Source organism: Promicromonospora vindobonensis (genome assembly GCF_042685865.1).
GTDB classification, from domain to species: Bacteria; Actinomycetota; Actinomycetes; order Actinomycetales; family Cellulomonadaceae; genus Promicromonospora; species Promicromonospora vindobonensis.
The window spans coordinates 668590-693254 of the sequence record NZ_JBHUOG010000001.1 but is presented as its reverse complement, the minus strand read 5'-3'; the positions used below and the strand labels follow the sequence as shown (position 1 = coordinate 693254).

Here is a 24665-nt window from a genome sequence, read left to right as displayed (position 1 = left end):
TCAGAACGGGATATCGGTGAGGTCGATACGTTGTTTGGGTGGTGCGGTGCGTATCCATTGATCGGATAGCGGGGGGGAATTGCAGACGTGTGCGGCGATGACGGTGCATTCATTCGCGGTGGGGTATCGGCCGGGAAGGTGGAGGCCGGGGACGTACCGCACGGTGAGCTCGTAGGACCCGGGCCTGCCCCACACCCGGTAGGTGGTGCGCTGGAGGATGAGGGCGGCGGCCTCGAGCTGGGGGGTGAGGGCGGCGGGGGTGGCCCAGGCCTGGAAGGCGCAGAGGTTGGAGTCGTACCCGGTGAGGCACCAGGCCCGGCAGGTGGGGCAGGGACGTGGCAGGGCCTTCCCGCCGGCGAGGGTGGCGGCGCCTCCGGTGGTGGTCTCGTAGGCGGTGACCCAGCACGGGGTGTCGGGTGGGCCGGGAGGAGCGGCGGGGGGGTTCGGGAGCTCAAACAGGGTGTCGGTCATCGGTCGATCACCTCGCCGGTGGCGGGGTCGATGTACAGGCCCGTGGTGGGGTCCTTGATGCCGAAGTTGTTCTTCCGGAAGCGGTCACCGTGCCCTGCCGACTCCACCGCTTCCCCACCCCCTACGGGGGCGGGGTGGTGGGAAGCGGTCGATGACCCATTCCCGAAGGGGTCGGGAAGCGGTGGGAAGTGGTCAGGGTTGACCTGTTCCCGACCCGTTCCGACCTCTTCCGGGGAGCGGTCGGGGTCGGCGGCGATCAGGCCGTCGAGGGGTGCGACGTATGCGTCGGACTCGGGGTCGGTGCGCTGCCGGTACGCGGCGGACGAGCGCAGCAGGCGGGCGTTGCGGGGTCCGGACTCCTCGGTGACGTGCTCGGTGTTGACCAGGAGGTTGACGGCCTCGGCGATCATGGCGGACTTGGCCTTGGTTCCGTCGGCGCGGAGCAGGCCCTGCAGCTTGGTCAGGCTGACGGGCTCACGCATCGACTCGAGCAGCCGGGAGATCCGTTCCATGAGCCCGGTGGGGCGGAAGGGTCCGTCGCCCTTCTCGTCGCCCACGCGGTCGCTCGGGGGCTCGACGGTGACGAGGATGGTGCCGTTGCCGGCAGTGGAGTCGATGGTGATCCGGGCGGCTTCCTGGGTGCGGTCTCCGGCCCGCCACGTGCCGCACTGGGGGCGGATGGACCCGGGACGGTCCTTTCCGATGCGCATTACCACGGTCCCGGCGAGGCCTTTTCCGAGGGGCTTTTCTACCTCGACGAGATAGGACGCCCCGTCGATTGCGGCCATCTTTGTCTGACCGCCGATGGCGAATCTTCCGCGCCCTTCTGTGGCTTTGACGACGTGGTCGACGAGGACGACGGCGGCGCCGGTGCGGGTGGCGAGGGTGCGGGGGACGGCGCGGTGCCAGGCGGCGATGTCGTCGTTCTCCTTGGACGCGGCGCCGAACTGTCCGAGGGCGTCGGTGACACCGTCGAGGACGGCGAGGGTGAAGGGGCGCGCCAGCAGCGTGGCCCAGGCTTCGAGCTCGGCCATGGCGTGCGGGGACATCTCGGGGCGGACGTACGTGAAGTGGGTGCGCAGCTCGTCGGGGGTGCAGCCGAAGGCGAGCATGCGGGCGGTGACCTGGCCGGCGTCGGACTCGAAGTCGACGTAGAGGACGGTCTGGTTCGCCTGGACGCGGGCGGCGGCTTCGGCCTGGATGACGAGGGACTTGCCGGACTCGGACTCGCCGTGGAAGTCGTGGACGAGGCCGGGGTACAGGAGGGCGATGCCGTCGGTGCGCACGAGCATGGTGGGTTCGGCGGGGGTCCATGTGCCGTCGAGGTAGGGGCCGAGGTCGATGGGCTGCCACGACGGCGGCAGGGGCGCGTCGGTGGGGTCGGTGTCGGGGGTGTCGGTGGTCTGCTCGGTGCGGGTGTTCTGCCCGCCGTCTGCGGGCACCGTGGGCATGAGGAGGCCGTCGAGGGTCTCGGCGTCCTGGGGGACGGTCGTGGTGGCGGTGATGGTGGCGGCAGCGATGAGGCCGTCGAGGCCGTGGGGGGTGGCGCTGAGGGTGGCGCGCTTGCCGTACCCGTCGCGGGCGAGCGCCTTGGCTGCGGCACTGTGGTCCCCGCCGTGGTTGAGGAGGGCGTACGCGCCGAGCTTGGTGTAGGGGACCTCCTGCTCGAACTCGGTGGACGACGACCAGACGAAGAGGCGGTCGCGGTCCTGGGCGCGGCCGGTGGACGCGGACCAGAGACCGGTGTCCTTGCCGGGCCGACGCCAGTACCGGGTGCGGCCGCGGGTGGTGACGAGGGTCCAGTCGTGGGGGGTGAGGATGTCGGACCAGTCAGTCTGGTTCTCGTAGTCGTCGCCGGGGGTGAGACCGTCGCGAGGGTCGTGGGGTGCGACGGGCCCGACGTTCGCCGCGGGGTCGGGGGCGGGCATCTCGTCGAGGGTGCGCAGCAGGAGGTGGAACAGGTCGCGCTCCTCAGCGTCGAGCACGGGCGCGGTGGCGGGCCCGCCGGCCAGGCGTGTCCAGGAGCGGCCCGTGGGGTGCACGGTGCCGCCGGACGGCGCGGCGACGACGTACCCGCCTTCGCCGCGGGTCTCGGCGAGGACGACCTTGTCGGCGGCGCGGGCGAGCTTGAGATTGCCGGGAACGGGGGTTCCCACGACGCGGTAGTGGAAGTGGAACCCGCCGGACGGGGACATCTCCAGCCACCCGGTGGTGAGGCGCTGCCACAGGTCGACGAGGTCGAACTCTTCGGCGAGCGCGCGCAGCTCGGTGATGCGGTGGGCGGCACGACCTTCGATCTCGGCGAGCTCCGCGCCACCGGACACGGCGCCCTGGACGACGGCGAGGCCGGTGGTCGGGTCGGCGAACCAGGTGCGGACCTGGGTCTCGTCGGCGGCGGTGGTGATGTAGGGGCGCCAGGTGACGGCAGCCGCCTTGGAGCCGTCAGCGCGGATGGGCAGGACGGAGTATCCGAGCGTGACCAGCTCGAGTGCGGTGTCCAGGACGGTGGTGGTCACGCGGTGAGGTCCTCTCCAGTGATCGAGGCCACGACGGCAGCCATGAGGTCGCGGGCGGCCGGTGGCGTGACGGCGTTGCCTGCGGCCTTGACGAGGTCGCGGTTGTTCGTCGGCTTCTGCTTGTCGGGGTGCCAGTCGTAGTCGGCGGGGAACGCCATGCCGGCGGCGACCTCGTGGGGCCGGAGCATCCGGTACAGGACCTCGGGGACCATGTCCTCGGCGTCACGGAGCTCGGCGGCCGTGGGTCGGCGGCGTCGGGGTGCGGCGTCGAGGCCAAGGTCGAGCTGATCGGGCGCGCCGAGGAGCGACTGGTGCCCCGAGGTGGTGAGCGTGCGCAGCTCCTCGTGCACGGGTGTCGTCATCTCGGCGCCGCCGGTGTTGTTGCGGTGGATCAGGGCGTGCCGGTCCCGGGTGGTGACGGTGCCGAGCGGGTCGCTGGCGGGGTGGGCGCCCATGCTGTTGCCGTAGTAGGACGTCACGAGGGCGTGGTGGTTCCCGCCGGCTGTGAAGGTCGCCGCGGGGTCAGTAGTGGGGTAGGCGACGCCGGTGCCGAAGTTCTTGTCCAGGAGCGGCGTGCACGCGAACCCGTAGGCGTCCCGCGTCATCAGGGTGCGGTGCGGGTCGGTGACCGGGCGCGCGTCCTCGTTCCAGGTGCCACCGGACGGGACGACCAGGGCCTTGGACTCCCGCGTGTGCAGCGTCTTGAGCGGCTCGCCGACGGGCCATGCCCGGTAGTACGCGTTCGGGTCGCCGTGCTGCGGGTGCTTCACGTCGGCCGCGTCGTACTGGTTGCCGGAGGCTTCGATGTGCATGGGGCCCCAGTAGCGGGCGATGCCCCGGGCGATCCGCAGGCGGGTCTTCTCGGCGAGGCGGTCGCCGACGCGGACGCCGGGGATCGACCAGTCGATCGCGGACGCCGCGGGGAGCCAGGCGGGCTCGACGACGGTGCCGCACGCGGGGTCGGTGAACACGTACGCCTGCTTGTACCGCCCGACCTCCTTGCCGTTCTTCCACGACTGGGCGGCGTCGACGGGCCGGTCGCACTTCGGGCACCAGGCCGGCGTGCGGGTGACGCGCTCGAGGTCGGGGGCACGTTCGCCGTCGGGCCACGCCACGATGTAGATGCGGTCCCGGGACTGCGGGGCGGGGTCGCCGAGGAGCTGGGCGTGCATCGAGTTGAGCGACACGACCTGGAACCGATAGCCGAGCGCGCGCAGCTGCTTGCGCCACTCGAACCAGGCGAGGCGGAACTTCTCCTCGGTCGCGATGTTGACGACGTTCTCGACGATGACGGCGCGGTACCGGTGGTGCTCGATGAACTTGAGCACGTCGAACATCAGGAGGCGGGAGCGCGTGGCGACGTCGGACGAGTCCGGGTCCTCGAACAGGCCCTCCTCGATCGCGGGGCGGCCCTTGCCGCTCGCCTGCGACCACTTCGTGCACTCGGGTGACGCCCAGAGGATGTCCGTACGGGCGAAGTAGCGCGGGTCTTCCTCGTGGAGGTCGACGGCGGCGTGGTGGGTGCGGGGGTGGTTCGCGTTGTGGATCGCGACGGCGGGCGCCCAGTGGTTCGCCGCGTACATCACGTGCACGCCGGGAACCTGGATCATGCCGGTAGACGAGCCGCCGGCACCGGCGAACAGGTCTGTGACGGTGAGCGTCAAGGTGGGTGCCTCCTGGGCTTTCGTGGTGGTGTCGTGGTTGGTGCCCCGGCCCGGCTCGAAAGCGGGCAGCACGCCTGTCGTGGCGGGGCTGGTGGGTCAGGCTGCGCGGATCGCCGCGACCACGGCGGGGTCGAGCTGGGTGGCGGCGGCGATGGCCGTGTCGTCGAGGCCGACGCCGATCAGCTGCTTGGCCAAGTCCGCGGGGGACTGCGTGGCAGCGGCGGCAGGTGCCGGTGCGGCGACCGCCACGGGGGCAGGAGCGGCCGGAGCCGGTGCCTGCTGGACGACCGGAGCGGGGGCGGGCGCCGGGGCGGCAGCGGGCTGCCCGCCACCCATGAGGGCGACGTTCGCCGGCCGGACGTACTGCGCGGCGTAGTGCTTGCCGGAGCGGCTGTCGCCCTGCACCTCGTCCTTGGTGTAGGTCAGGGTGACCTGCGCCCCGATCTCCAGGCCGGGCGCGCCGGCACCCTTGATGGCGGCGCGCAGGGCGTCCTGCATACGCCAGGAGTTGACGTCGATCGTCCGCTCGCCATCGTCGTCCGGGTTGAACTGGTCGCGCTCGTCGGTGGCGAGGCTGACGTGGAAGGCGTAGACAGGCTTGCCGGCCTTGGTGAACTTCGGCGGGCCGTCGGAGCGGCTCGTGGCCTGGTTCCACTCGCGGACCTGGTAGGGCTCGCCGACCTGGGTCACGGTCCCGGTGATGGTGTCGCCGTGCTCCTTGAACGAGGCGAATGCGCCGCCGCCGGACATGAGGATGGAGTTGGCGTCGGGGGTCATGGTGCTCATGGGGTTATCTCCTGTGATCTGGGGGTTGGTGGTGGTGCGGTTCCCGGTCACCGGGCGGCGACGGGAAGAACGAGGCCGTCGAGGGTTTCCCCGTCGGCGGTGGTGGTGGGGGCGTCGCGGTACCTGGCGCAGTCCCAGCAGTCCTTGTCGCGCGGCAGCGCGGTGATCCACTGGTCGCGGGCGGCGGCGCTGATGGATGCCAGCGCGGTGAGGTTGGCGTGGAGCCGGTTGGCGCGGGCGAGCGCGTCGAGGGCGACCTGCTCGTCGTAGGGCTCGTGCCACAGCACGCCGCGGGTGATGCCGGCGGCGTCGTTGCGGGGCAGGAACCAGATGGCGACGTCGCGGACCTCGTGGCCGGCCGCCACCCATCCGCGTCCGTACAGGTGCGCCTGGATGCGGTAGACGGCGGAGGCGCCCTTGCTGCGCGCCTTGCGCAGGGTGGACTCGCCGACGATCTTCCAGTCGAAGGTCGCGCCGGCCTGGGTGTCGAACAGGTCCGTGCTGCCCGAGATGTCCACGCCGCCGATCTGGCCGACGGTGACGCGGTTCTCGCAGAGCCACCGCATGCCCGTGGTGTGCAGGGCGTTGCGGTTGATCTCGTGGTCGGTGAGGATCCGCTCGAGCTCGGCGTGCACCGAGGTCCCGATGAACGGCAGCCAGGGGATGCCGTCGTCGGTCTTGGACCACCCGGCGAGCTTCGCCGCGAGGCAGTGGTCGCAGGGGTCGCCGATCTCGGACGGCCCGATCTGCTTCTGCAGGGACCGCGGCGAGTTCACGATGGCGTCCTCGATCACGGCGCGCAGCTCGGTGGCGGCGCCGCCCACCCCTGCCGCCGCGAACGGTGCGGTCCGCGGCGGCAGGGAGGAGAACGTCTGGTCGATCGTCACTTGACGGTGACCTGACGCTGGCCAGCCTTGGCGTACTTGGCGAGGTCGACCGCGGCAATGTTGTCGCGCACCGCGCTCGTGGAGAGCTTCGGCTCGTACAGGTGCGGGTAGGCGGTGACGGGGTAGTCCCGGCCGAGCGCGGCGGCGTCCAGGCGGGCCGGCACGCTGATGATGACCTTGCGGCCGCCGAGCGCCCTGGTGCCGTCGGGGAGCTTCTTGGCGAGGATGGCGCGGATGGCCTTGCGGCGCTGCTCGGCGTGGTCGATGGTCTCGGCCAGCTTGTCGTCCTCGACGAGCAGCTGCTCCAGCTCGAGGATCTCCTCGTCGGTCAGGTCCGGGGTGGTGGGCTCGGTGGTCACGCTGCCTCCTGGGCTGGGGTCTGGGTGGTGGTGGTCTTGCGTCGTGCGGGGCCGGTGGCGACCAGCTCGCCGTTGTCCTCGCGCCAGGTGAGGACGTCGGGGTGGCAGAGCAGTTCCGCGCCGGCTTCCTCGAGCAACTGGTCCAGGTCGCCCTTTGCGACACGTACCCGGGCGGTGAATGGCACACTTTCGGTGCCGGGCTCGATGGGCCAGCGGGCCTCGAATCGGGTGCTCACTTGCCGAAGATGGTTCGTTCGAGGTCGGCCTTGTCGGCGGCGTCCTTCGCCTGCTCGTCGATGTGGCGCTGTACGGACGCGAGCTCCTCCGGGGTGGAGCCGGATCCTGCCTGCCCGGCGGCGAGGCTGGAGTCGAAGTTGCGCTCGGTGGGGGCGTTCATGGTTCGAGTGGTTCCTGTCGTGAGGTGGGTGGGGTGGAGCTGGAAGCTGCCGAACCTGCCGGACCGTTCGCGGGCGGGGATCTTGCCGTAGCAGTCCCGGCATCGGGTGCCGCGTGTGGTCTTTCCGCAGCCGTCGGCGCATGGCTTGCGCCGCTGGTCGCTGGTCACTGATCGGCCCTGTTACGTAAGGAGTTCGCTGCGGTCTTGCACGTGCGGGAGCAGTACTTCTCACGGTCGTGGTGAACGGTGAACTTGCGTTCGCAGCCGGGGCCGGCGCAGTCACGGAGCGGGTTGCGCACGATGGCCTTGAGCTCGTCGACCGTGATGCCCTGCTGGGCGGCGATGTTGCGTCCGGCGATCTGCATGTCATCGGCCGTGATACGTCTCGGGTTAGCCACGGTTGGCCTCCTCAGCGAGTGCGTTACGTATCCGCTCCGCTACCTCGGCGTCGGACTGGCGGCCGTCGAACTCGTCGAGGGCCTGCTGCACTTCGGTGGGCAGGTCGGTCATGACCGCACCGCCTGGACGTCCTGCACGGCCCTGGCGAGGTCCGGGCCGCCGAGCCCGCGGCTGACCTTCTTCTCGGCGACGGCGAGCAGGTTGAGCAGGGCCTGGCGCTCGGCGGTGATCTGGCGGCCGGCGTCGGCCAGGGTGGTCATCTCGCCCATCACCGCCTCACCACCCGGGTGACGGCGTACAGCTCGCGGGCCAGGACGTGGCCGAGCATGGCCTGGGCGACGCGCTCGGCCCTGGCCTCGCTGGTGTGCGTGCCCCACGCGTCGGCCTGCGAGTCGCGGTGCTGGTCGTCCGAGCAAAAGCACACCGTGAACTGCTCGGGGCGGATCTTGCGGGCGTCGTGGATGTCGCCGTGGTCGACGACGTACAGGCCCGCCTTGGGGACCTCGTCGACGTACGCCTGGGGCTCGGGCTCGGTGGGCGCGTAGCCGATCTGCGTGTTCATCGGGCACCGCCCGCCCGGATGTTGAGCGTGGCGACGACGGCGTCCGTGGCCGCGTTCAGCAGCTCGTAGTCGACGGTGGCGCTGGGCAGGACGGTGGCGAGCGCGTCGACGACGGCCTTGCGCGCGGTGGTGGGGTCGAGCGGTGCGGTGGCGTCCTCGACCAGCTCGAAGGCGTCGAGGAACTCAGCGATGGTGAGGATGTGCATGATGCCGCCGACCCACGTGTACTCGACGTGGGCGGGGCGCACGAGGTCGACGCGGAGCCGGTTCCCGTTCTTGTCTGCCCAGGTCTGGCCGGGCTTGATGGTGGTGCTCACGATGAGAGGTCCTTCGCGTAGGCGTGGATGGCGTGGTCCCAGGCGGTGGCGGCCTGGGCGAGTGCGGCGACCTCGGCGGGCGCCCGGCGCAGGTCCGCGCTGAGCGCGTACCGGACGGCGGCGTCGTCGAGCTGGACGCGGGCCCGGCCGACGGCGAGCCCGTGACGGGCGCCGGACCAGAACCGGCCGGCGTCGAGGGCGAGCGCGGGCCGCAGGTCGGGGTGGTCCTCGGACGGGCCCAGGACGATCGGCCGGGACTCCAGCGGCGCGTACCAGGTCAGGCCGGCCGGGTGGGTGCGGTCGGGGTCGGGGATGGTGGTTGCGGTGCTCACGCGGCGGCCCTCCCCGTCAGTACGAGCCCGTACAGCCCGGCCCAGTACTCGTTCTCGTCCCGGATGCGGGCGCGGTACGCCTGGCGGGCAAGCCGTGCCTCAGCGTTCGCGAAGCCGGTGGCCATGCGGTCGTGGTCGGGGAACGCGGCGGCCAGGACGGCGGCGGTGAGGAAGTCGGTCACGCTGCGGCCTCCCGCTCCGTCTTGCCCGCGGCGACCCAGGCGCGCAGGTCCTCGGCGAGGATCAGCGGCTTGCCGACCTGCTTGCCGCTCACGTTCGGGTAGTGCACGACGAGGTCACCGGAGCGCATGGCCCGCTGGACGACGTCGCGCGACACCCCGGTCGCGGCGGACGCGGTGTCGATCGAGTACGACACGGCGGTGATGGGGGTGTTCACGGTCGGTGTCCCTTCATGTGCTGGGTGTAGTGGCGGTCGTCCGCGGTGAGGTGGCGGACGGTCAGGACGAGTACGGCGATGGCGGCCAGGGCGAGCGCGGCGGGCGCCAGGGCGGCGATCACGGGGCACCCACGCAGTCGGCAACGGCGCGGTCGTACTTCGGTGCGACGGCTTCCAGCGACGCCATGAGGTGGTTGACGTCGCCGTCGTGCACGGCGTACGCGTCGGCGCCGAGGGCGTCCCCGCGTTCCCGTGTCGCGCTGGCGAGGTCGGCCCAGAGCTGGAACGCCTCGACGGCGTAGGCCGCCATGGCGTTGCACGCGACCGGCGTGCGGGTGACGGGCTCGCCTGCGGAGGCGGCACCGGACACGAGGCCGACGACGAGCGCGGCGCCGACGGCGAGGGCTGCGGTGGTGGTCTTCATGTCAGACCCCCAGCCCGTGGAGCACCGGCGGCACGGCGATGACGGCCAGGACGGAGACCGTGTACAGCCCGAGGCTGACGACGCGGCGCGCGGCGTGGGCGATGGCCTTGGCGGGCGTGTGCCTCGGGGCGAGGTGCTCGAACACTTCCTGCGTGTTGCGAGGCCCGTTCCCGACGTTGGCCCGGACGGCGCGGAACAGGTCGCCGGACATGTCGTCGAGCATCAGTGCGGTCTGGTCCTCGGTGAGCACCGGCAGCGGCTCATCGAGCACGGGCAGCATGTAGGTGACCTCGCCGAGCGGTGCCCAGGTGCGGCGCGGCTGCCCCTTGGTGTGGGCGTGGCGGCGGGTGACGTTGGCGCTCATCGGACCGCTCCGATCGTCACGGTGATCTGCTGCGGCTCGCCGAGGGCGGTGTACTGCTCGCGGGTGAGCCAGACCGTGGGGCGCTCGTAGCGCTCGACGTCGGCCGTGAAGCCGTACACGGGGTCCAGGTCGCGGGCGTTGGGCTCGCCGGGGAGGCGGTCCAGGAGGTGGGTGCTGTCGTCCGACGGCGCGGGGTTGGGCTGCGTCACCGCGCCGCCGGACGTGATCAGGGAGGCCAGACCGGCCTGCGAGGAGGAGCGGTGCGACGCAGAGTCGATGGCCTCTGTGAGGCCGTCGCCGAGGAGCTCGATGCGGTGCCGCTCGTTGAGTGGTCCCGTGGCGTCCGCCGTCAGGAACACCTGGACCAGCCGCTTCGGGTCCGTCTCGGGGAGGCTCTTGTCCACCTCGACATATGCCGCGCAGAACGCCTCGTGCCCAATCTTCGCGGGGCAGTCATGGATCAGGAGGATCGGCCCGGACCGCATCGCCTCGTCGAACAGCCCCGCGGCGCGGACGTTGTCGCCGACCTGGAACGGGCGGACGGTCGTCGTGGGCCTCATCGGTTCGTCTCCCGCTCGTAGGCCGCGCGCATGTGCTCGCGGTTGGTGATCAGCTGGGCCTGGTCCTCGGGGGTGAGGGTCGCGCCGACCTCGCGCTGCGGAAGGTCGTGCGGCGGGCCCTCGGGGGGCTCGGCCGGGTGGAAGCCGTAGGGCTCGCAGGCCAGGACGCCGGTCAGGTCGTTGGTGCTCATCAGCGAGCCGCCTTCGGGGTGCTGACCTCGGCGCGGGAGTCGGCGGCGAGGTCCTCGGCCGGCTCGGTGTTCAGGGCTGCCTCGACGTGCCGGGCGATGGCCCGGTCGAGTGCGGCGCCCAGGTTGGGGAGCTTCATGGGATGATTCCTCTCGGTGGTGCCGTCCCTGCTTGGGCTCATATCCGGTGGGGGCGGCATTGCTCTTGCCTGAATCCGTCAGGCGGCGGTGGTCTTGCGGCGGTCCTGCGACCGCGTCCAGGGGTCGTGTCGCTCGGCCTCGCGCTGGGCGCGGAACTCGGCCAGGGCCTCCGGGGTGACGCGGTACGGGCCGCCGTCGGCCAGCCGGTACGCGCGCAGCTCGTGGGACTGGATCAGGCCTCGCACCGTCCCCGGCGCGCACTTCAGCTCGACGGCGACGTCCTTCGTCGTTAGGTCGGCCATCAGGCGACCCCCTCGATGTCGAGCTCGAACTGTCCGCTGAGCCCCCGGTCGAGCCGTTCCAGACCCTTGGGCGTGATGCGGACCTGGACGCCGCGCACCTTCTCCTCGCCGGTGTGCGGGTCGGTGTAGGGGGCGTGGGACTTCTCCACGAGGTGGCCGGTGTCGATGCGCTTCTGGTAGGCGCGCTGCCCGCTGTGGTCGCGGTAGGTCCACTTGTGCTCGGCGAGCCACTTCCACAGGCGGGTCTCGCCGATGATGGTTCCGGCGCGGCGGGACAGGACCTTCGCGGACTGGTTGACCGAGTAGTCACCGTTCGCGGAGAGGAAGTCCTCCCACGCCTGGGCCTTGGGTGCCTCGATCGCTCGGGCGGCCTGCTCGGCGGCGAGGGACTCGGCGGTGTCCGCCAGTGCCCGGAGCGCCGAGGGGAAGTCCTGCGGGAGCGCCGCTGCGACCTGGTAGCCGCCGGTCTTCCGGATCGCGGGGAGGACTTCGGTGGCGATCCACCGCTTGAACCGCTCGGCCCCCTCGACCTGTGACCCGAAGATCGCGATGTACAGGCCGGGCTCGGTGATGACGGTCATGTCCTGCTCGCCGCCGGGGGTACCCACTGAACGGGTACCCCTGTCCTCGACGGGCAGGCGTCGGGTCATCTTCTCGGCGTCGCGGTACCCGAGGATCTTCGCGACGTCGGACGCGACGAACCTCGGCTCGCCGTGCTCGTCGGTGATCACCCGGACGGCGTTGCCGTCGAAGGTGAAGGGCGTCAGTTCCACTAGGATGTCTCCTGTCTGTTCGAGGGGCCGGCCGCTGTGAAGGGGGGTCGGCCCCTTGGCTTTGCTCAGGCCGCGTGGGTTCGGCGGTGCTCGCCGAGGGCGACGAGGTCGGACGTGCGAGGCAGGCCGTAGAACTCGGCGAGGGTGACGAGGTGGCCGTACTTCGCGTTGGTCGCGTCGACCTCCAGGCGCTCCAGGACAGTGCGGGGCACGCCGGTTCGCTTGGCGACGGCGTAGAGCGACAGGTCGCGGGCCTTGCGGAGGTCGTGCAGCGCGCCTGCCAGGTCGTCACCGTCACTCGTCCGAGTGTCACGATCCCTCGTATGTGTGATGGGCATGACAGGAACGTACTCGCCCAATTGGGGTACGTCAACACATAGGAGGGATGTCGTCACTCATGCGTGTGCTCTGGCGCGGGGTGAACTGGCGCGAGTCGGGGGCCGCTGGTACCCAAATGGGTGACAGGATCACACAATCGGGGTACGGTCCGGCGATGTGGATACCTCAAGTGGCCGACGTCAGGCTGAAGTTGTGGCGCTAGGACGACAGATCAAGGCCGAGCGAAGTGCCGCCGGCCTCACGCTCGAGGAGCTGAGCGCGCGCATCGGCGTGCACAAGAACACGCTCCACAACTACGAGAAGGGCGAGCGCGAGATGACATACGGCGTGCTCGCAGCTCTGGCTCACGAGTTCGGCCTCGATAGCATCTGGGCGCTGGTGCGCGCGGCAGAGGAGCGTGCCGACCGCGAGTAGTGCCCCAACGCAAAAGGCCCCCGCCTCGACGGCGGGGGCCTTGCTTTTGTGTGCTCAGTTCAGGGCGGTCGATCGGTTTGCCTTGACCAGGTGTACGGCTCCGGCGTCGAGGAGTTCGGCGGCGGCGGCGCTGCCGATCGCGTCGCGGAGACGGTGCCAGAGGTCGAAGGGGGACATGTCCGCCAGGGCTCCGGTGGGGGGTGTGGTGCCCGTGTTGCGGTTGGGCAGGGTGAGAACTTGAGCGGGGGGTTCGGCGTCGCCCCCGTGCATGTCAGTCATGTCATCAGTACCCCATGAATTCGATTTCATGACGCTAAAGCGTCCCGTTATCCCCCCTTCTCACCCCATCGAAACCATGCGCTTTCATCGGATATCACGTATGTCCGGAAGATCCCATGAAAGCGCATGAATGTTCCGTATGGCGAAGAGGGCTAGCCCTCGATCTCCGGCAGGGCCGCGACCAGCTCGACCAGCTCGGGCAGCGACGCCCCCAGGATCACCGCCACCGCGTCCGCGTCGCCCTGCTGGGCGTCCGGCAACAGGTGGCCGTACGTGTCCACCGTCGTGGTGATCTTCTCGTGCCCCAGGCGCGCCTGGATGTAGGGCAACGGCCGTCCAGCGCCGATCAGCGCCGAGGCGTGGAAGTGACGCAGATCATGCACGCGAGGCCGCTTGCCGATCGGTGTCAGGCCAGCAGCCTCGCACGCCTCGGTGCCGTTCGCCCGGGTCAGCGCCGGCGACCAGACGTGAGGGTTGAACGAGGCCGAGAGCAGCGCCTTGCCCGTCCTGGACGGGAAGATCAGCGCATCACCGCGGCCAGGCTTGCCGAGCTGGGACACGAGCGAGTCGGGAACGCTGATGGTGCGCTCGCCCGCGTCAGTCTTCGGCGGGCCGAGCGTCCGCTTCTGTCCGGCCTGCGTCCTCTGCCACGCCTTGTCGATGTGCACGAGCATCGGCCGGGCGTCGCGGTCCAGGTCTCCCCAGGTGAGCGCCGTCGCCTCCCCCCAGCGCATGCCCGTCCCTGCGAGCCACAGCACCAGGGGTCGCCACTGCTCGGGCAGGAAGTGCAGCAGCACCGCGAGCTCGGACGCGGTCAGGACCACCATCTTCCGCTTGCGCTGGCGCGTCAGTTTCGCACCCCTGGCCGGGTTCCCGGTGCGGTGCCCCTTGACGGCTGCGGCGCCCAGGATCTGCGACAGGAGAGTGTGCTTGGACCTCACAGTCTTGGCGGCGAGCGGCTTCCCCTTCCACTGCTGCGCCTCCAGCCACACCACCCAGCGGGCCACCTCGTCGACGTCCACATGGTCGACGGGCAGCTCCCCGAGCCGGGGCACGATGTACCTGTTCGCGTCGCGCCGGTAGTCGGCGCGGGTGGCGTCGGTGATGCCGGCCAGGATGCCGGTGGACTTGTCGAGGTAGGCGTCCGTCCACTCGCCCACGGTCGGGGCGCCGCGGGTGGCGGCGCCGGAGCGCTGGGTCCGAATCCTGGAGGCCTCGGTGATGCCGACTCGGTCGACGAGTCGGGCGAAGGTCCTGGCCGCCTTCTCGACGGCGACGGCGTCGGGGCCGGAGAACGTCTCCTGCTTCATCTTCTTGTGCTCGTCGCGCGCCATGACGCGCCAGGCGTACCCGCCGCGTGCCCGCTTGACCGGGATGACTGCTGCCATGTTTTCGTGCCTCCTGAGTGCTCCCGGTGATGGGTGCTCGCCAACATGTTGGCACGTTCTGTTGGCCTGGTCGATATCGCGAGGTGCCTGTGCAGGTCAGGGCCATAGGTCGAGCGGACGTACGACCCGCAGAACCTCTTCGCGTCGAACCACAACGTGGCGCCGTGACGCGTCGCTGACCGCCGGCGCTTAAACGATACGGAGCGTTGTCCGGCCCGCGTCGGGCTCCGAGGATCGAGCACACCCGATCTCTCGGAGCACCGACGAAGGAGCTGGACGTGACCCTCTACAAGACGCTCGGCCGGGTCCGGACGACGGCGCTGGTCGCCGCGCTGGGCCTGCTCATGGCGGCGGCGATCGTCGTCGTACAGCCCAACCCGCCCGCCGCCTACGCGCACGGCGGGCTCACCTACCCGGCCACCCGCACGTACGCGTGCTACGTGGACGGGATCGAGAACGGCCAGGGTGGGGGCCTGAACCCCCAGAACCCGATGTGCCAGAACGCGTACGCGGTGAACGGCAACTACCCGTTCTACAACTGGTTCGGCAACCTGCTCAGCGACGCCGACGGGCGCCACAGGGAGGTGGTGCCCGACGGGAACCTGTGCGGGCCGCAGGACTCGTTCTCCGCCTTCCGTGAGCCGGGCACCCAGTGGCCGACGACGACCGTCACCGCCGGACAGACGATCACGTTCCGGTACAACGCCTGGGCCAGGCACCCCGGCACCTGGTCGCAGTACATCACCAGGGACGGCTGGGACCCGAGCCAGCCGCTCGGCTGGGACGACCTCGAGCCCGCGCCGTTCGACGAGGTGACCGACCCGCCCCTGCGCCCTGGCGGCCCGCAGGGCGACGAGTACTACTGGGACGCCACGCTCCCGGACAAGACCGGCTACCACATCATCTACTCGATCTGGACGCGGTCGGACAGCCCTGAGGCGTTCTACAACTGCGCCGACGTGGTCTTCGGCTGACCCTCCGCGCTCAGCCGACCCTCCGTGTTGTGAGCGCCGCCGCTGGCCCTGACTGCGGGGTGTGTTGCGCGGGGTAGATGGTGTCTACCCAGAGCAACACACCCCGCAGACCTACACTCACCTCGCCGACGGGCTCGACGTCCGGCGAACAGCGTCACGGAACCGTGCAGTCCGCGGCGAGGCAGCGGTCAGGGGACACTCCGACGAGGAGGCAGGACGGCCGCCGTGATCAGGACGCAGGCCAGGGCGTAGCCGCCGATCCGCAGCACGTTCAGCGCGGCGAGAAGACGCATCCCGTAGGAATCACCCAGCAGCGTGACCATCCCGGTGGCCGCCAGCGCGGCGAGCAGCACGGCTGCCGCGAGCCGGGTGCCGCGGTCCGGGAACCCGATGAGGGCCGCCGCCAGCACGGGCGCGCTGCTCGCCCCGATCGCAGGCAGCAGGTAGAGCTGGAAGAACATCGGGTTCCCTGTCCCGTACATTCCGGAGCTCGGGTCGAGGAGCAGCATCAGCGGTGAGGCGGCAAGCACCAGGAGGGCTACCGCTGCCCACGGCAACCCGGACCGGCCGGCTGCCGCCCGGTGCGTCCCGATCCACGCGACGGCGAGCGCGAGGCCGAGCGCGACGAACGGCACGACGTCGTGCAGGTTCAGTGCCCAGCCGGCCGTGGCGCGGTAGACCAGCAGGACGAGCAGCAGCAGGCCGGAGCAGGCGCTCGCCGCGACCAGCACGCCGCGTGACCCGAGGGTCGCTGCCCCGGCGGCGAGAGTGAATGCCGCGAGGAGGCTCGCGTCGACGAGGAAGCCGGTCAGGTGGAGGATGCCGGCAGCGCCGGGCTGGATGCCGGAGCCGTGCGCGAACAGCTCGAGTGTGTCCAGGGCGACGGTCAGGACCAGCACCGTCAGCGCCGCGACCGGCAGCGCCCGGCTGCGTGCGTCGGGTGCTGATCGGGGTGCGGTGGGCGCTGCGTCCGGCGAGATATCGGGTACGGCACCGTCGTCGGCGCGACGCGGCCGTGCCGCCGCGACCCCGATGACGGCGCACACGAGCGCCAGCCCGATGGCGGCGTACCGCAACGGTTGCGGCTCCGGGCCCCCCGCCAGGAGGCCCAGCCAGTAGAGGTTCAGCCCGGCGAGCGCGACGAGCGCCGTCCCGGCGAGCCGCGCCCCGCGAGCGGGCAGGCACAGGAGCCCCGCCGCGAGGACCGTCAGGAAGACCGGGAGGCGCTGGACGACCAGGAGGCCGACGGCGATCGGCCACCACGACCAGTCGCCGAGCCGGCTCAGGTCGATCACGAGGCCCAGCACCGGCGCCAGCACCACCGGGAGCAGCGCGATCCAGGGCCGGCGTCCGGCGTGCCCGGTGTTCCACCAGGCCATGGCCAGGCCGACCAGGGCGAGCCCGAGCTCGGCGGGGCCCGACAGGAAGAGGGTCGGATCCTTCGGCCCGGCCGACGCGGCTGCCGCGAGCATCACCAGACCCATGAGGTGCAGCACGGCCACCCCGCTGGTCACCAGCAGGAGGACCCGCGACCCGTAGGCGACCGCTGCGGCGGAGAGGACCAGCGTGGGCAGGACCGACGCGGGAGCCGCGATGGTCGCCACATCCCAGCTGTCGCTGTAGTACGCCTGGGAGACGAGGCCTACCGGCAGGGCGAACAGACCCGACAACGCCAGCAGCAGCGCAGCAGCCAGGGGGAGGGGACCCGCGCGGTCGGGGGCCTCGGCGCGCTGGCTCGGTGCGGTCGCGGTCATGGCGCTCACCCTGGCAGAGCCGCGCGGTGCCGGTGACGAAAGACCAGGGGAGGGCCGGAAGTTCACCCGGGATCGGAACCTCGACGGGCTCGACCGGCGACGCCGCGCGCCGCCGGTCGAGCCCGCAGGATGTGCCCGGCGTTACGGCACCGTGTAGCCCGCCGCGCGGAACAGCTCGTACCACTCGGCCCGAGTGAGCGGCACGTCGGAGCCGAGGGCGGCGCCTGCCACCCGCTCGGGGCTGGTGGTGCCGAGCACCACCTGCATCTGCGCGGGGTGGCGCGTGATCCAGGCGGTGGCGATCGCGATGGCAGGTACGTCGTACTTGGCGGCGAGCCGGTCGATGGCGGCGTTCAGCTCCGGGTACTCCGGCGAGCCGAGGAACACGCCGGTGAAGAACCCCGCCTGGAACGGCGACCATGCCTGGACGGTGATGTCGTTCAGGCGGCAGTAGTCGAGCGTGCCGGAGTCGCGGCTGATCGACTGGTCCAGCGCCTGCATGTTCGCGGCCACACCCTGCGCGACGAGCGGGGCGTGCGTCACGGACAGCTGGAGCTGGTTGGCGACGATCGGCTGAGACACGGACTTGCGCAGCAGCTCGATCTGGCCCGGCGTGTGGTTGGAGACGCCGAACGAGCGCACCTTGCCGGCCGCCGACAGCTCGTCGAACGCACGCGCCACCTCGTCCGGCTCCACGAGGGCGTCCGGGCGGTGCAGCAGCAGGATGTCGATGTAGTCGGTGCCGAGCGCGGCCAGCGAGCCGTCCACCGACTCGATGATGTGCTCGTACGAGAAGTCGAAGTACGGCCCCTCGCGCACGATGCCGGCCTTGGTCTGGAGCACGATCTGCTCGCGCTCGGACGACGTCAGCTGCATCGCCTCGGCGAATCGCGTCTCGCACCCGTGCAGGGCGGAGCCGTACACGTCGGCGTGGTCGAAGAACGAGATCCCGGCGTCCCTCGCGGTCTTGACCAGGGTGCGCACCTCCTCGTCCGTCTTCTCCTGGATGCGCATCAGGCCAAGGACGACGTTCGGGACGGTGAGCTGTGTCCCGGGGAGGGTGAAGGTCTTCATGAGGTCCTTTTCTTGTGGGTCTTGCGGGTCGTGTGCGGTCCTGCGAGGCGTCCGGGCGGTCAGGCGCCGGCAGCGCTGAGCCGCGCCACCTCGTCGTCGGTGAGCGTCAGGTCCGCCGCCTGCGCGGAGTCCTGGACGCTCTCCGGCCGCGATGCTCCGGGGATCGGCACGACGACCGGGGCGAGCGCGAGCTCCCACGCGAGCGTCACGCGGAACGGCGAGACCCCGTGCGCCTCGGCCACCTCGAGGAACGCCGCGTACTCCGTGCCGAGCTCGCCCGAGCGCGCCAGCGCGATGCCGCCGAGCGGGCTCCACGGGAGGAACGCGATGCCCAGCTGGGCGCACAGCTCGAGCTCGGGCAGCGAGGAGCGGAACCGCGGCGAGAACTGGTTCTGCACCGAGACGAGGCGCCCGCCCAGGATGTCGTTGGCCTCGCGGATCTGGTCCGGGTTCGCGTTGGAGATGCCTGCCAGCTCGATGACGCCCTCGTCGAGCAGGTCGCGGATCGCGCCCACCGAGTCGCCGTAGGGCACGTTCGGGTCCGGCCGGTGGAACTGGTACAGGCCGATGGCCTCGACCCCGAGCCGCTTGGCCGACGCCTTCACGGCCTCCTTGAGGTACTCGGGCCGCCCGTCCTTGGTCCAGGAACCGTCACCAGGACGCAGGTGCCCGCCCTTGGTGGCGACGAGGACGCCGGAGGTGTCGCCGCCGTAGGAGCGCAGGGCCGCGGCGATGAGCTCCTCGTTGTGGCCCACCTCGTCGGCGTGCAGATGGTAGGCGTCAGCGGTGTCGATGAGCGTGACGCCGGCATCGAGGGCCGCGTGGATCGTGGCGATCGAGCGGTCGCGGTCGGGTCGCCCCTCGATGGACATCGGCATGCCGCCGAGGCCGATCGCCGAGACGGCCCGGCCGCCGATGGTGCGGTGCTGCATGAGTAGCTCCTCGTGTCGCAACGGTTTCGAGCCTGAGACTAGGAAGGGATAACCTAGAAGTCCAACAACTCCCCATCATTATTCCTAGAACTGGTAGTGCTTAATGGAATTGCGTCAGATGGAATACCTCGTCGCCCTCGCGGACGAGCGGCAGTTCACCCGGGCCGCCGAGGTCACCGGCGTCTCCCAGTCCGGGCTGTCCGCCGCGATCCGCAACCTCGAGGTCGAGCTGGGCACCAAGCTGTTCACCCGGACCACGCGCAAGGTCGAGCCGACCGAGGCCGGCCTGGCCCTGCTGCCCTTCGCCCGCACCATGCTCTCCTCCGCGACGGAGGCGCGCGACGCGGTGGTGCAGGTCTCGCATGCGCTCGCGGGGACGCTGCGCGTCGGGTCGGAGCAGTGCCTCGGCGTCGTCGACGTCGCCTCGCTGCTCGAACGCTTCCACCGCCGCTACCCGCTGGTGGAGATCGCGTTCACGCAGGCGGGCTCGCACGAGCTGCTGACAGGGGTGCGCGACGGCGACCTCGACGCCGCGTTCGTCGCCACCTCCGACCACGTCGGCGTGCTGCCGCGCACGGTCCTTGGCCAGGAGCCGGTGGTGCTGCTCTGCCCGCCGGACCACCCGCTCGCGTCGCGCCCGGCCGCCGACCGGGCGGAGCTCGGGGGCGAGAGCTTCATCGACTTCCACCCGTCCTGGGCGGTGCGCCGGCTCAACGACGACGCGTTCACCGCGCGGGGGGTACACCGGCGCGTGCGGTTCACGGTCAACGACGTGCACACGCTGCTCGACCTGGTCGACCGCGGCCTCGGCGTTGCCCTCGTGCCGCGGCACGTCGCCGCCAAGCCGCAGGCAGCTCGCCTCGTGGCGGTGCCGGTCGCGCCGGACGGTGCCGCGGACTGGGTGGTCTCGGTGGTGACGGCCGCGGACCGCCAGGACTCGCCGTCCCCCCACCTCCTCGAGCTCCTGACCGCCGCCCCCTCCTGCTAGCAGCGATCCGACGCGGCGGTTCGCGGGCTGATCGGCAGAATGTCAGGTGATCGGCAGTCCCGGAATGCCGAACACCTGACATTCTGCCGAACACTGCCCCGGGCCCCGGGCCCCGGGCCCCGGGCCCGCTCAGCGCTCGCGGTCGTGGAGGCCGCGCCGGAAGTCCGTGGGGCTGCAGGAATGCACGCTGCGGAACTGGCGCGAGAAGTAGAACGGGTCGGGGTAGCCGACCGAGCGCGCGATGTCCGCCACCGGCAACTCGGTGGTGATGAGCAGCTCGCACGCCCGCGCCATCCGCAGCCGCTTGACGTACTCCACCACGCCGCCGCCCGTCGCCGCCCGGAAGCGTGCGGAGAAGTGCGAGGTGCTCAGGCCGAACCGGCGGGCGAGCGCCGCCACCTCGACCACGGCGTCCAGGTGGGTGCGCAGGTACTCCTGAGCGGCCCGGACCGGCTCGCCCCGGACCGGGCTGCCGGCGGCGGCGTCGGCGCCGACCTGGGCGAGCACCGACCAAGCGGCGCCCGCGCAGCGCAGCAGGCTTGGATAGGTCTCGTCCGTCTCGAGCGCATCGACCACGCGTTCGAGGTCGGCGACGACACGAACCAGGTCGTGCAGCTCGACCACGGCGACGTCGTCCGGCCCGGCGTGCGCCACCAGGTCGCGCTCGAACTCCGCGGCGTCCGGGCCGCGGGCGTGCATCCACCAGATCGTCCATGGGTCGTCGTCGTCCGCCCAGTACTCGTGGGGCACCCCTGCCGGGATGACGAGGGCCTGAGCAGCCCCGATGCGGTGCAGGCCGCCGGGCGTGCGGCACCAGCCGCGCCCGGCGGAGGTGACGATCACGATGGAGCCGATCGCGCCGTGCTTGCGCACCCGGCCGTGGTTCGCCGCGTGGGGGAAATAGCCTGCGTCGGTGACCAGCAGCCGGGAGGTGGGGCCCTGCTTCGCTGCCGCGCGCACCACCGTGGTCGGCAGCACCCGCAGGCGCTGTCCGGGGAAGCCCTCGCGGATCCGCACACCTGGAGGGTAGCGCCACGGGCACCGCCCCGTCAGCAGGTGTCTCCGGAACAGGAATCGTCGGATCGTCCAGGTAAATGAGTCGATACGTCGCTTCCCGGGGCGGGTCCGGGTTCGTAACGTCGGTCACATGCTCGATGTGGAGTCCCTGCCCGACCGGCCCGCCCTGCCCGACCTTCCCGACCGGCCCGACGACCTGGCAGGGAGGGCCGCGGCCGCCTGGGAGGCGCCGCTCACCCTGACGACCTATGAGCCGCTGCCGCCCGACCGGTTCCCCGCCTACCTGGACCGACGGGTGTACCAGGGTTCGTCCGGGCGCGTGTACCCGCTCCCGTTCCACCACCAGATCGCCGACGAGCCTCACCAGCGGGCCTGGCGCGCGGTCCATCTGGAGAACGAGTGGCTGCGGCTGGTCGTGCTGCCGGAGCTGGGCGGGCGCATCCACGTGGCGCGCGAGCGCCGCACCGGCCGGGACTTCTTCTGGACCAACCCGGTGATCAAGCCTGCGCTGGTGGGCCTGGCGGGCCCGTGGGTGGCGGGTGGTGTGGAGTTCAACTGGCCGCAGCACCATCGTCCGGCGACGTATCTGCCGGTGGACGTCGAGATCGAGGAGGAGCCAGACGGCGCCGTGGTCGTCTGGTGCTCGGACCATGACCCGTTCACGCGGATGAAGGGCATGCACGGCGTGCGGCTGCGTCCGGACAGCGCGGTGCTGGAGCTGACGGTGCGGCTGTACAACCGCAGCGAGCTGCCGCAGTCGTTCCTGTGGTGGGCCAACGTGGCGGCGAAGGTGGACGACGACTACCAGTCGTTCTTCCCGCACGACGTCCGGTTCGTGGCCGACCACGCGCGGCGCGCGGTCACCGCGTTCCCGCACGCGGACCGCCCCTACTACGGCGTGGACTACCCGTCACGCGGGGGCGAGGTCCGGACGGCGCACGGTGGCGTGGAGCTCACCGGTGACCAGCTCGACTGGTACCGCAACATCCCGGTGCCGACGTCGTACATGTGCCTGGCGAGCGGCGAGGAGTTCTTCGGCGGTTACGACCATGCGGCGGGGCTCGGGTTCGTACACGTGGCGGACCGCGCGCTCTCGCCCGGCAAGAAGCAGTGGACCTGGGGCAACGCCCCGTTCGGCCACGCGTGGGACGCGAACCTGGCCGACGACGGCTCGCACTACGTGGAGCTGATGGCGGGCGTGTTCACGGACAACCAGCCCGACTTCGCCCACCTCGCCCCCGGCGAGACCAAGGTGTTCTCCCAGTTCTGGTACCCGTTCCGGGACGTGGGGCCGGTGGACCGGGCCACGCTGGACGCCGCGGTCCGGCTGGAGCGCTCCGGCACGACGGCGACCGTCGGTGTCGTCGTGCCGCAGCCGCTGCGCGGGGTGGAGGTCGCGCTGTCGGCCGACGGCGAGGCGCTGGCGACCGACACGGTCGACGTCGACCCGGGCGCGCCCGCGCACCTGGCGCACGAGCTGCCGCCGGGTGCCGGCCCGGTCACGGTGACCGTGACCCACGCGGGCCGGGTCCTGGTGACGTGGGAGGAGCCGGCCGTGCCGGTGGCCGAGCCCGTCGAGACCCCCCGCCCCGCCCAGGAGCCGCCTCCCCCCGAGCAGGTCGGCACCGTCGAGGAACTCGCCCTGATCGCGGCACACCTCGAGCTGTACCGGCACGCCACCCGCGCGCCGGAGCCCTACTGGCGCGAGGCGCTGCGCCGCGACCCCGAGCAGACGGACAGCCTGGCCGGTCTCGCGCGGCGCGCGTACGCGGCGGGCCGCCCGGAGCAGGCCGCCGAGTACCTCGAACGTGCCGTCGGCAGGCTGACCCGGCTGCACCGCAGCCCCCGCGACACCACTGCCGTCTACCTGCTCGGCCTGGCGAGGGAAGCGCTCGGCGACGACGTGGGCGCCTACGACGCCTACGCGCAGGCCGCCTGGTCGCGGGCCTGGCGGGCGGGCGCCGGCTACCGCATGGCGCGCCTCGACGCACGCGCCGGGCGGTACGAGAGCGCTCTGGGGCGGCTCGCCGACGTGCGCCGCACGGAGCCGGAGCACCTGCAGGCGCTCGCCCTCACGGTGGTGTGCCACCGGCGGCTCCGGCAGGACCAGGCGGCGGCGGGCGTGCTGGCCGCCGCGCGGGCGCTCGACCCGCTCGACGCGTGGCTGCGGCACCTGGACGGGCTGCCCGCGAGCGGCGACGCCCAGATCCTCCTCGACGTGGCAGTCGAGCTCGCCGGGGTGGGGGAGCACGAGGCAGCCCTCGCATGCCTGGCCGAGGCCGAGGACCGCGAGGGGCACCGGCCGGCGGGGCAGCCCGCGGCCGGCCCGCTCCTCGCCTACCACCGTGCGCACGTGCTGCGGCTCGCCGGCCGTCCCGCCGAGGCCGCCGCCGAGCGGGCACGGGCCCGCACCGTGGACGCCACCTGGTGCTTCCCCGGCCGGCTCGCCGACGCAGCGGTGCTCCGGGAGGCCGCCGACGCGGAGCCGCGCGACGCCGCCGCCCGGTCGCTGCTGGGGCACTGGGCGTACGCGGTGGGACGCCGGGCCGACGCCCTGCACCTGTGGCGGCAAGCCGTGGCCATCGACCCGGCCGACGCCGTCGCCTGGCGCAACATCGGTCTCGCCGCCGTCAACCACGAGCGCGACCTGGCCACAGCACGCGACGCGTACGACCGGGCCCGCGCGGCCGCCCCTGGCGACGCCCGGCTCCTGTACGAGAGCGACCAGCTCGCCGCGCTGCGGGGCGCAGGCCCAGCCGACCGGCTCGCCGACCTCCTCGACGGGGGCGCCCCCGCCCTGGACCGCGACGACCTGGCGGTCGAGACGCTGCACCTGATGACCACGCAGGGCCGGGCCGACCAGGCCCTGACGATCCTCGGGCGGCGCCGCCTCCACCCGTGGGAGGGCGGCGAGGGCCAGGCCCTGCTGGCCTGGGACCGCGCGCACGCCCACCGCGCCCTCGACGCGCTCGCGGACGCCCGGGCCCAGGACGCCGTCGGGCACGTGCTGGCCGCCCTCGCACCGCCGGACCACCTCGGTGAGGCACGCCATCCGCTGGCCAGCACCGCGTACCTGCACCTCCTGCTCGGGGACGCGCTCGAAGCGGCGGGCGACTCCGACGGCGCCGCGGACGCGTGGCGCACCGCGGCGGCCCAGCGCGGCGACTTCGTCGACATGAGCACCCAGGAGCACGGCGAGCAGACCTTCTGGACGGTCCTCGCCCTGCGCCGCACCGGGCGGCACGACGCCGCCGACGAGCTGACGGCCTCGCTGCGGGCCTACCGCGACCGGTACGCGGCGGAGGTCCCGCGCGTCGACTACTTCGCCACGTCCCTGCCCGACCTCCTGCTGTTCGAGGAGGACCCGGTGCGCGCCCGTGACCGGCGCGTGCTGTTCCTCGACGCCCAGCTCGCCCTCCTGGCCGACCAGGTCCCGGCGGGCGAGGATCTCCTGCGTCAGGGGGCGCTCGCGGCATCGCGTCACGCGGCGGACCTGCGCCATGCCGTGGCCCGGCGGGGCGCGGAGCTGCTGCACGGTCCCGGCGCACGCAGCGGACCGGTCCCGGCCGGCCCACGCCCCGCGGGCCAGGGTCACCTGGCCCCGAAGGAGCACTCAGCATGAAGGAGTGCGCAGCGATCCTGACGGGCGTGGACCTACCCGCACCCG

34 protein-coding genes are annotated in these 24665 nt (G+C 71.8%); 4 read left to right on the top strand and 30 right to left on the bottom strand.

The window, feature by feature from the left end; all coding sequences use genetic code 11:
• From ACFS27_RS03285 to ACFS27_RS03170, 24 genes are all read right to left on the bottom strand, one after another.
• The gene (locus ACFS27_RS03285) at window positions 1-471 is read right to left on the bottom strand and encodes a hypothetical protein (protein ID WP_377180307.1); all 471 of its coding nucleotides are present in this window, start codon (window positions 469-471) and stop codon (window positions 1-3) included.
• Window positions 468-2987 (bottom strand): bifunctional DNA primase/polymerase, encoded by a 2520-nt coding sequence (locus tag ACFS27_RS03280; protein WP_377180305.1) that lies wholly within the window; start codon window positions 2985-2987, stop codon window positions 468-470. The genes ACFS27_RS03285 and ACFS27_RS03280 overlap by 4 nt, the downstream gene beginning before the upstream one ends.
• Entirely contained in the window at window positions 2984-4723 is a 1740-nt protein-coding gene (locus ACFS27_RS03275) for a DNA cytosine methyltransferase (RefSeq protein ID WP_377180303.1), read from the bottom strand. The genes ACFS27_RS03280 and ACFS27_RS03275 overlap by 4 nt, the downstream gene beginning before the upstream one ends.
• 24 nt (window positions 4724-4747) lie before the next feature.
• Window positions 4748-5437 carry a hypothetical protein gene (locus tag ACFS27_RS03270; RefSeq protein ID WP_377180301.1) on the bottom strand — a complete coding sequence of 230 codons (690 nt, stop codon included), beginning with the start codon at window positions 5435-5437 and terminating at the stop codon, window positions 4748-4750.
• Window positions 5438-5484: 47 nt separating this feature from the next.
• Complete coding sequence (locus ACFS27_RS03265) at window positions 5485-6324, bottom strand: hypothetical protein (RefSeq protein WP_377180299.1); 840 nt, start codon at window positions 6322-6324, stop codon at window positions 5485-5487.
• Window positions 6321-6683: a hypothetical protein gene (locus ACFS27_RS03260; protein WP_377180297.1), complete on the bottom strand. Its 363-nt coding sequence runs from the start codon at window positions 6681-6683 to the stop codon at window positions 6321-6323. Before ACFS27_RS03260 ends, ACFS27_RS03265 begins: the two co-directional genes overlap by 4 nt.
• Window positions 6680-6919 carry a hypothetical protein gene (locus ACFS27_RS03255; protein WP_377180295.1) on the bottom strand — a complete coding sequence of 80 codons (240 nt, stop codon included), beginning with the start codon at window positions 6917-6919 and terminating at the stop codon, window positions 6680-6682. Before ACFS27_RS03255 ends, ACFS27_RS03260 begins: the two co-directional genes overlap by 4 nt.
• A complete protein-coding gene (locus ACFS27_RS03250) occupies window positions 6916-7080 on the bottom strand; it encodes a hypothetical protein (RefSeq protein WP_377180293.1) in 165 nt (54 codons plus the stop codon). Before ACFS27_RS03250 ends, ACFS27_RS03255 begins: the two co-directional genes overlap by 4 nt.
• Before the next feature lie 164 nt (window positions 7081-7244).
• On the bottom strand, window positions 7245-7478 hold the full coding sequence (locus ACFS27_RS03245) for a hypothetical protein (RefSeq protein ID WP_377180291.1): 234 nt from the start codon (window positions 7476-7478) through the stop codon (window positions 7245-7247).
• A gap of 108 nt (window positions 7479-7586) precedes the next feature.
• Complete coding sequence (locus ACFS27_RS03240; RefSeq protein ID WP_377180288.1) at window positions 7587-7748, bottom strand: hypothetical protein; 162 nt, start codon at window positions 7746-7748, stop codon at window positions 7587-7589.
• The gene (locus ACFS27_RS03235; RefSeq protein ID WP_377180286.1) at window positions 7748-8041 is read right to left on the bottom strand and encodes a hypothetical protein; all 294 of its coding nucleotides are present in this window, start codon (window positions 8039-8041) and stop codon (window positions 7748-7750) included. Before ACFS27_RS03235 ends, ACFS27_RS03240 begins: the two co-directional genes overlap by 1 nt.
• Window positions 8038-8358 (bottom strand): hypothetical protein, encoded by a 321-nt coding sequence (locus ACFS27_RS03230; RefSeq protein ID WP_377180284.1) that lies wholly within the window; start codon window positions 8356-8358, stop codon window positions 8038-8040. The genes ACFS27_RS03235 and ACFS27_RS03230 overlap by 4 nt, the downstream gene beginning before the upstream one ends.
• The gene (locus ACFS27_RS03225) at window positions 8355-8690 is read right to left on the bottom strand and encodes a hypothetical protein (RefSeq protein WP_377180282.1); all 336 of its coding nucleotides are present in this window, start codon (window positions 8688-8690) and stop codon (window positions 8355-8357) included. The genes ACFS27_RS03230 and ACFS27_RS03225 overlap by 4 nt, the downstream gene beginning before the upstream one ends.
• Window positions 8687-8872, bottom strand: coding sequence for a hypothetical protein (locus ACFS27_RS03220; protein WP_377180280.1), 186 nt, complete (start codon window positions 8870-8872; stop codon window positions 8687-8689). The genes ACFS27_RS03225 and ACFS27_RS03220 overlap by 4 nt, the downstream gene beginning before the upstream one ends.
• Window positions 8869-9087 (bottom strand): hypothetical protein, encoded by a 219-nt coding sequence (locus ACFS27_RS03215; protein WP_377180278.1) that lies wholly within the window; start codon window positions 9085-9087, stop codon window positions 8869-8871. The genes ACFS27_RS03220 and ACFS27_RS03215 overlap by 4 nt, the downstream gene beginning before the upstream one ends.
• Window positions 9084-9209, bottom strand: coding sequence for a hypothetical protein (locus tag ACFS27_RS03210; RefSeq protein ID WP_377180276.1), 126 nt, complete (start codon window positions 9207-9209; stop codon window positions 9084-9086). Before ACFS27_RS03210 ends, ACFS27_RS03215 begins: the two co-directional genes overlap by 4 nt.
• The gene (locus ACFS27_RS03205) at window positions 9206-9511 is read right to left on the bottom strand and encodes a hypothetical protein (RefSeq protein WP_377180274.1); all 306 of its coding nucleotides are present in this window, start codon (window positions 9509-9511) and stop codon (window positions 9206-9208) included. The genes ACFS27_RS03210 and ACFS27_RS03205 overlap by 4 nt, the downstream gene beginning before the upstream one ends.
• A 1-nt stretch (window position 9512) precedes the next feature.
• Complete coding sequence (locus ACFS27_RS03200) at window positions 9513-9875, bottom strand: hypothetical protein (protein ID WP_377180272.1); 363 nt, start codon at window positions 9873-9875, stop codon at window positions 9513-9515.
• Complete coding sequence (locus ACFS27_RS03195) at window positions 9872-10435, bottom strand: hypothetical protein (protein WP_377180270.1); 564 nt, start codon at window positions 10433-10435, stop codon at window positions 9872-9874. Before ACFS27_RS03195 ends, ACFS27_RS03200 begins: the two co-directional genes overlap by 4 nt.
• Window positions 10432-10626 carry a hypothetical protein gene (locus ACFS27_RS03190; protein WP_377180268.1) on the bottom strand — a complete coding sequence of 65 codons (195 nt, stop codon included), beginning with the start codon at window positions 10624-10626 and terminating at the stop codon, window positions 10432-10434. The genes ACFS27_RS03195 and ACFS27_RS03190 overlap by 4 nt, the downstream gene beginning before the upstream one ends.
• Window positions 10626-10763 (bottom strand): hypothetical protein, encoded by a 138-nt coding sequence (locus tag ACFS27_RS03185; protein ID WP_377180266.1) that lies wholly within the window; start codon window positions 10761-10763, stop codon window positions 10626-10628. Before ACFS27_RS03185 ends, ACFS27_RS03190 begins: the two co-directional genes overlap by 1 nt.
• Before the next feature lie 78 nt (window positions 10764-10841).
• On the bottom strand, window positions 10842-11066 hold the full coding sequence (locus tag ACFS27_RS03180) for a helix-turn-helix domain-containing protein (RefSeq protein WP_377180264.1): 225 nt from the start codon (window positions 11064-11066) through the stop codon (window positions 10842-10844).
• On the bottom strand, window positions 11066-11839 hold the full coding sequence (locus ACFS27_RS03175; protein ID WP_377180262.1) for a phage antirepressor KilAC domain-containing protein: 774 nt from the start codon (window positions 11837-11839) through the stop codon (window positions 11066-11068). Before ACFS27_RS03175 ends, ACFS27_RS03180 begins: the two co-directional genes overlap by 1 nt.
• Window positions 11840-11904: 65 nt before the next feature.
• Window positions 11905-12177, bottom strand: coding sequence for a helix-turn-helix domain-containing protein (locus ACFS27_RS03170; RefSeq protein ID WP_377180260.1), 273 nt, complete (start codon window positions 12175-12177; stop codon window positions 11905-11907).
• 193 nt (window positions 12178-12370) lie between these two features.
• Here ACFS27_RS03170 and ACFS27_RS03165 point away from each other — a divergent pair, with 193 nt between their 5' ends.
• A complete protein-coding gene (locus ACFS27_RS03165) occupies window positions 12371-12592 on the top strand; it encodes a helix-turn-helix domain-containing protein (RefSeq protein ID WP_377180258.1) in 222 nt (73 codons plus the stop codon).
• Between the two features lie 54 nt (window positions 12593-12646).
• Here the strand turns inward: ACFS27_RS03165 and ACFS27_RS03160 are convergent, their stop codons facing one another.
• Window positions 12647-12871 carry a hypothetical protein gene (locus ACFS27_RS03160; RefSeq protein ID WP_377180256.1) on the bottom strand — a complete coding sequence of 75 codons (225 nt, stop codon included), beginning with the start codon at window positions 12869-12871 and terminating at the stop codon, window positions 12647-12649.
• Between the two features lie 152 nt (window positions 12872-13023).
• The gene (locus tag ACFS27_RS03155) at window positions 13024-14259 is read right to left on the bottom strand and encodes a tyrosine-type recombinase/integrase (RefSeq protein WP_377180254.1); all 1236 of its coding nucleotides are present in this window, start codon (window positions 14257-14259) and stop codon (window positions 13024-13026) included.
• Between the two features lie 278 nt (window positions 14260-14537).
• Between ACFS27_RS03155 and ACFS27_RS03150 the strand changes: the two genes are divergently transcribed.
• The gene (locus ACFS27_RS03150) at window positions 14538-15233 is read left to right on the top strand and encodes a lytic polysaccharide monooxygenase auxiliary activity family 9 protein (protein WP_377180252.1); all 696 of its coding nucleotides are present in this window, start codon (window positions 14538-14540) and stop codon (window positions 15231-15233) included.
• 188 nt (window positions 15234-15421) lie between these two features.
• Here ACFS27_RS03150 and ACFS27_RS03145 read toward each other — a convergent pair whose 3' ends face one another.
• The 3 genes from ACFS27_RS03145 to ACFS27_RS03135 all read right to left on the bottom strand — a co-directional run bounded on the left by ACFS27_RS03145 (window position 15422) and on the right by ACFS27_RS03135 (window position 18993).
• Window positions 15422-16987, bottom strand: coding sequence for a hypothetical protein (locus ACFS27_RS03145; RefSeq protein WP_377180250.1), 1566 nt, complete (start codon window positions 16985-16987; stop codon window positions 15422-15424).
• A gap of 141 nt (window positions 16988-17128) precedes the next feature.
• Entirely contained in the window at window positions 17129-18061 is a 933-nt protein-coding gene (locus tag ACFS27_RS03140) for an aldo/keto reductase (RefSeq protein WP_377180248.1), read from the bottom strand.
• Between the two features lie 59 nt (window positions 18062-18120).
• Complete coding sequence (locus ACFS27_RS03135) at window positions 18121-18993, bottom strand: aldo/keto reductase (protein ID WP_377180246.1); 873 nt, start codon at window positions 18991-18993, stop codon at window positions 18121-18123.
• A gap of 118 nt (window positions 18994-19111) precedes the next feature.
• On the opposite strand from ACFS27_RS03135, the gene ACFS27_RS03130 reads away from it, so the two are divergent.
• Window positions 19112-19981 carry a LysR family transcriptional regulator gene (locus ACFS27_RS03130; protein ID WP_377180244.1) on the top strand — a complete coding sequence of 290 codons (870 nt, stop codon included), beginning with the start codon at window positions 19112-19114 and terminating at the stop codon, window positions 19979-19981.
• Between the two features lie 129 nt (window positions 19982-20110).
• On the opposite strand, the gene ACFS27_RS03125 is transcribed toward ACFS27_RS03130, so the two are convergent.
• Window positions 20111-20998 carry a helix-turn-helix domain-containing protein gene (locus ACFS27_RS03125; protein WP_377180242.1) on the bottom strand — a complete coding sequence of 296 codons (888 nt, stop codon included), beginning with the start codon at window positions 20996-20998 and terminating at the stop codon, window positions 20111-20113.
• Window positions 20999-21128: 130 nt separating this feature from the next.
• Between ACFS27_RS03125 and ACFS27_RS03120 the strand changes: the two genes are divergently transcribed.
• Window positions 21129-24620, top strand: coding sequence for a DUF5107 domain-containing protein (locus tag ACFS27_RS03120; protein ID WP_377180240.1), 3492 nt, complete (start codon window positions 21129-21131; stop codon window positions 24618-24620).
• Window positions 24621-24665 lie beyond the last annotated feature (45 nt).

Coding starts and splice junctions, on each gene's coding strand:
- ACFS27_RS03235 (WP_377180286.1), bottom strand. CDS start 8,041: ATGAACACGCAGATCGGCTACGCGCCCACCGAGCCCGAGCCCCAGGCG.
- ACFS27_RS03190 (WP_377180268.1), bottom strand. CDS start 10,626: ATGAGCACCAACGACCTGACCGGCGTCCTGGCCTGCGAGCCCTACGGC.
- ACFS27_RS03285 (WP_377180307.1), bottom strand. CDS start 471: ATGACCGACACCCTGTTTGAGCTCCCGAACCCCCCCGCCGCTCCTCCC.
- ACFS27_RS03130 (WP_377180244.1), top strand. CDS start 19,112: ATGGAATACCTCGTCGCCCTCGCGGACGAGCGGCAGTTCACCCGGGCC.
- ACFS27_RS03240 (WP_377180288.1), bottom strand. CDS start 7,748: ATGGGCGAGATGACCACCCTGGCCGACGCCGGCCGCCAGATCACCGCC.
- ACFS27_RS03160 (WP_377180256.1), bottom strand. CDS start 12,871: ATGACTGACATGCACGGGGGCGACGCCGAACCCCCCGCTCAAGTTCTC.
- ACFS27_RS03195 (WP_377180270.1), bottom strand. CDS start 10,435: ATGAGGCCCACGACGACCGTCCGCCCGTTCCAGGTCGGCGACAACGTC.
- ACFS27_RS03145 (WP_377180250.1), bottom strand. CDS start 16,987: ATGACCGCGACCGCACCGAGCCAGCGCGCCGAGGCCCCCGACCGCGCG.
- ACFS27_RS03155 (WP_377180254.1), bottom strand. CDS start 14,259: ATGGCAGCAGTCATCCCGGTCAAGCGGGCACGCGGCGGGTACGCCTGG.
- ACFS27_RS03120 (WP_377180240.1), top strand. CDS start 21,129: ATGCTCGATGTGGAGTCCCTGCCCGACCGGCCCGCCCTGCCCGACCTT.
- ACFS27_RS03135 (WP_377180246.1), bottom strand. CDS start 18,993: ATGCAGCACCGCACCATCGGCGGCCGGGCCGTCTCGGCGATCGGCCTC.
- ACFS27_RS03140 (WP_377180248.1), bottom strand. CDS start 18,061: ATGAAGACCTTCACCCTCCCCGGGACACAGCTCACCGTCCCGAACGTC.
- ACFS27_RS03170 (WP_377180260.1), bottom strand. CDS start 12,177: ATGCCCATCACACATACGAGGGATCGTGACACTCGGACGAGTGACGGT.
- ACFS27_RS03185 (WP_377180266.1), bottom strand. CDS start 10,763: ATGAAGCTCCCCAACCTGGGCGCCGCACTCGACCGGGCCATCGCCCGG.
- ACFS27_RS03270 (WP_377180301.1), bottom strand. CDS start 5,437: ATGAGCACCATGACCCCCGACGCCAACTCCATCCTCATGTCCGGCGGC.
- ACFS27_RS03200 (WP_377180272.1), bottom strand. CDS start 9,875: ATGAGCGCCAACGTCACCCGCCGCCACGCCCACACCAAGGGGCAGCCG.
- ACFS27_RS03205 (WP_377180274.1), bottom strand. CDS start 9,511: ATGAAGACCACCACCGCAGCCCTCGCCGTCGGCGCCGCGCTCGTCGTC.
- ACFS27_RS03180 (WP_377180264.1), bottom strand. CDS start 11,066: ATGGCCGACCTAACGACGAAGGACGTCGCCGTCGAGCTGAAGTGCGCG.
- ACFS27_RS03250 (WP_377180293.1), bottom strand. CDS start 7,080: ATGAACGCCCCCACCGAGCGCAACTTCGACTCCAGCCTCGCCGCCGGG.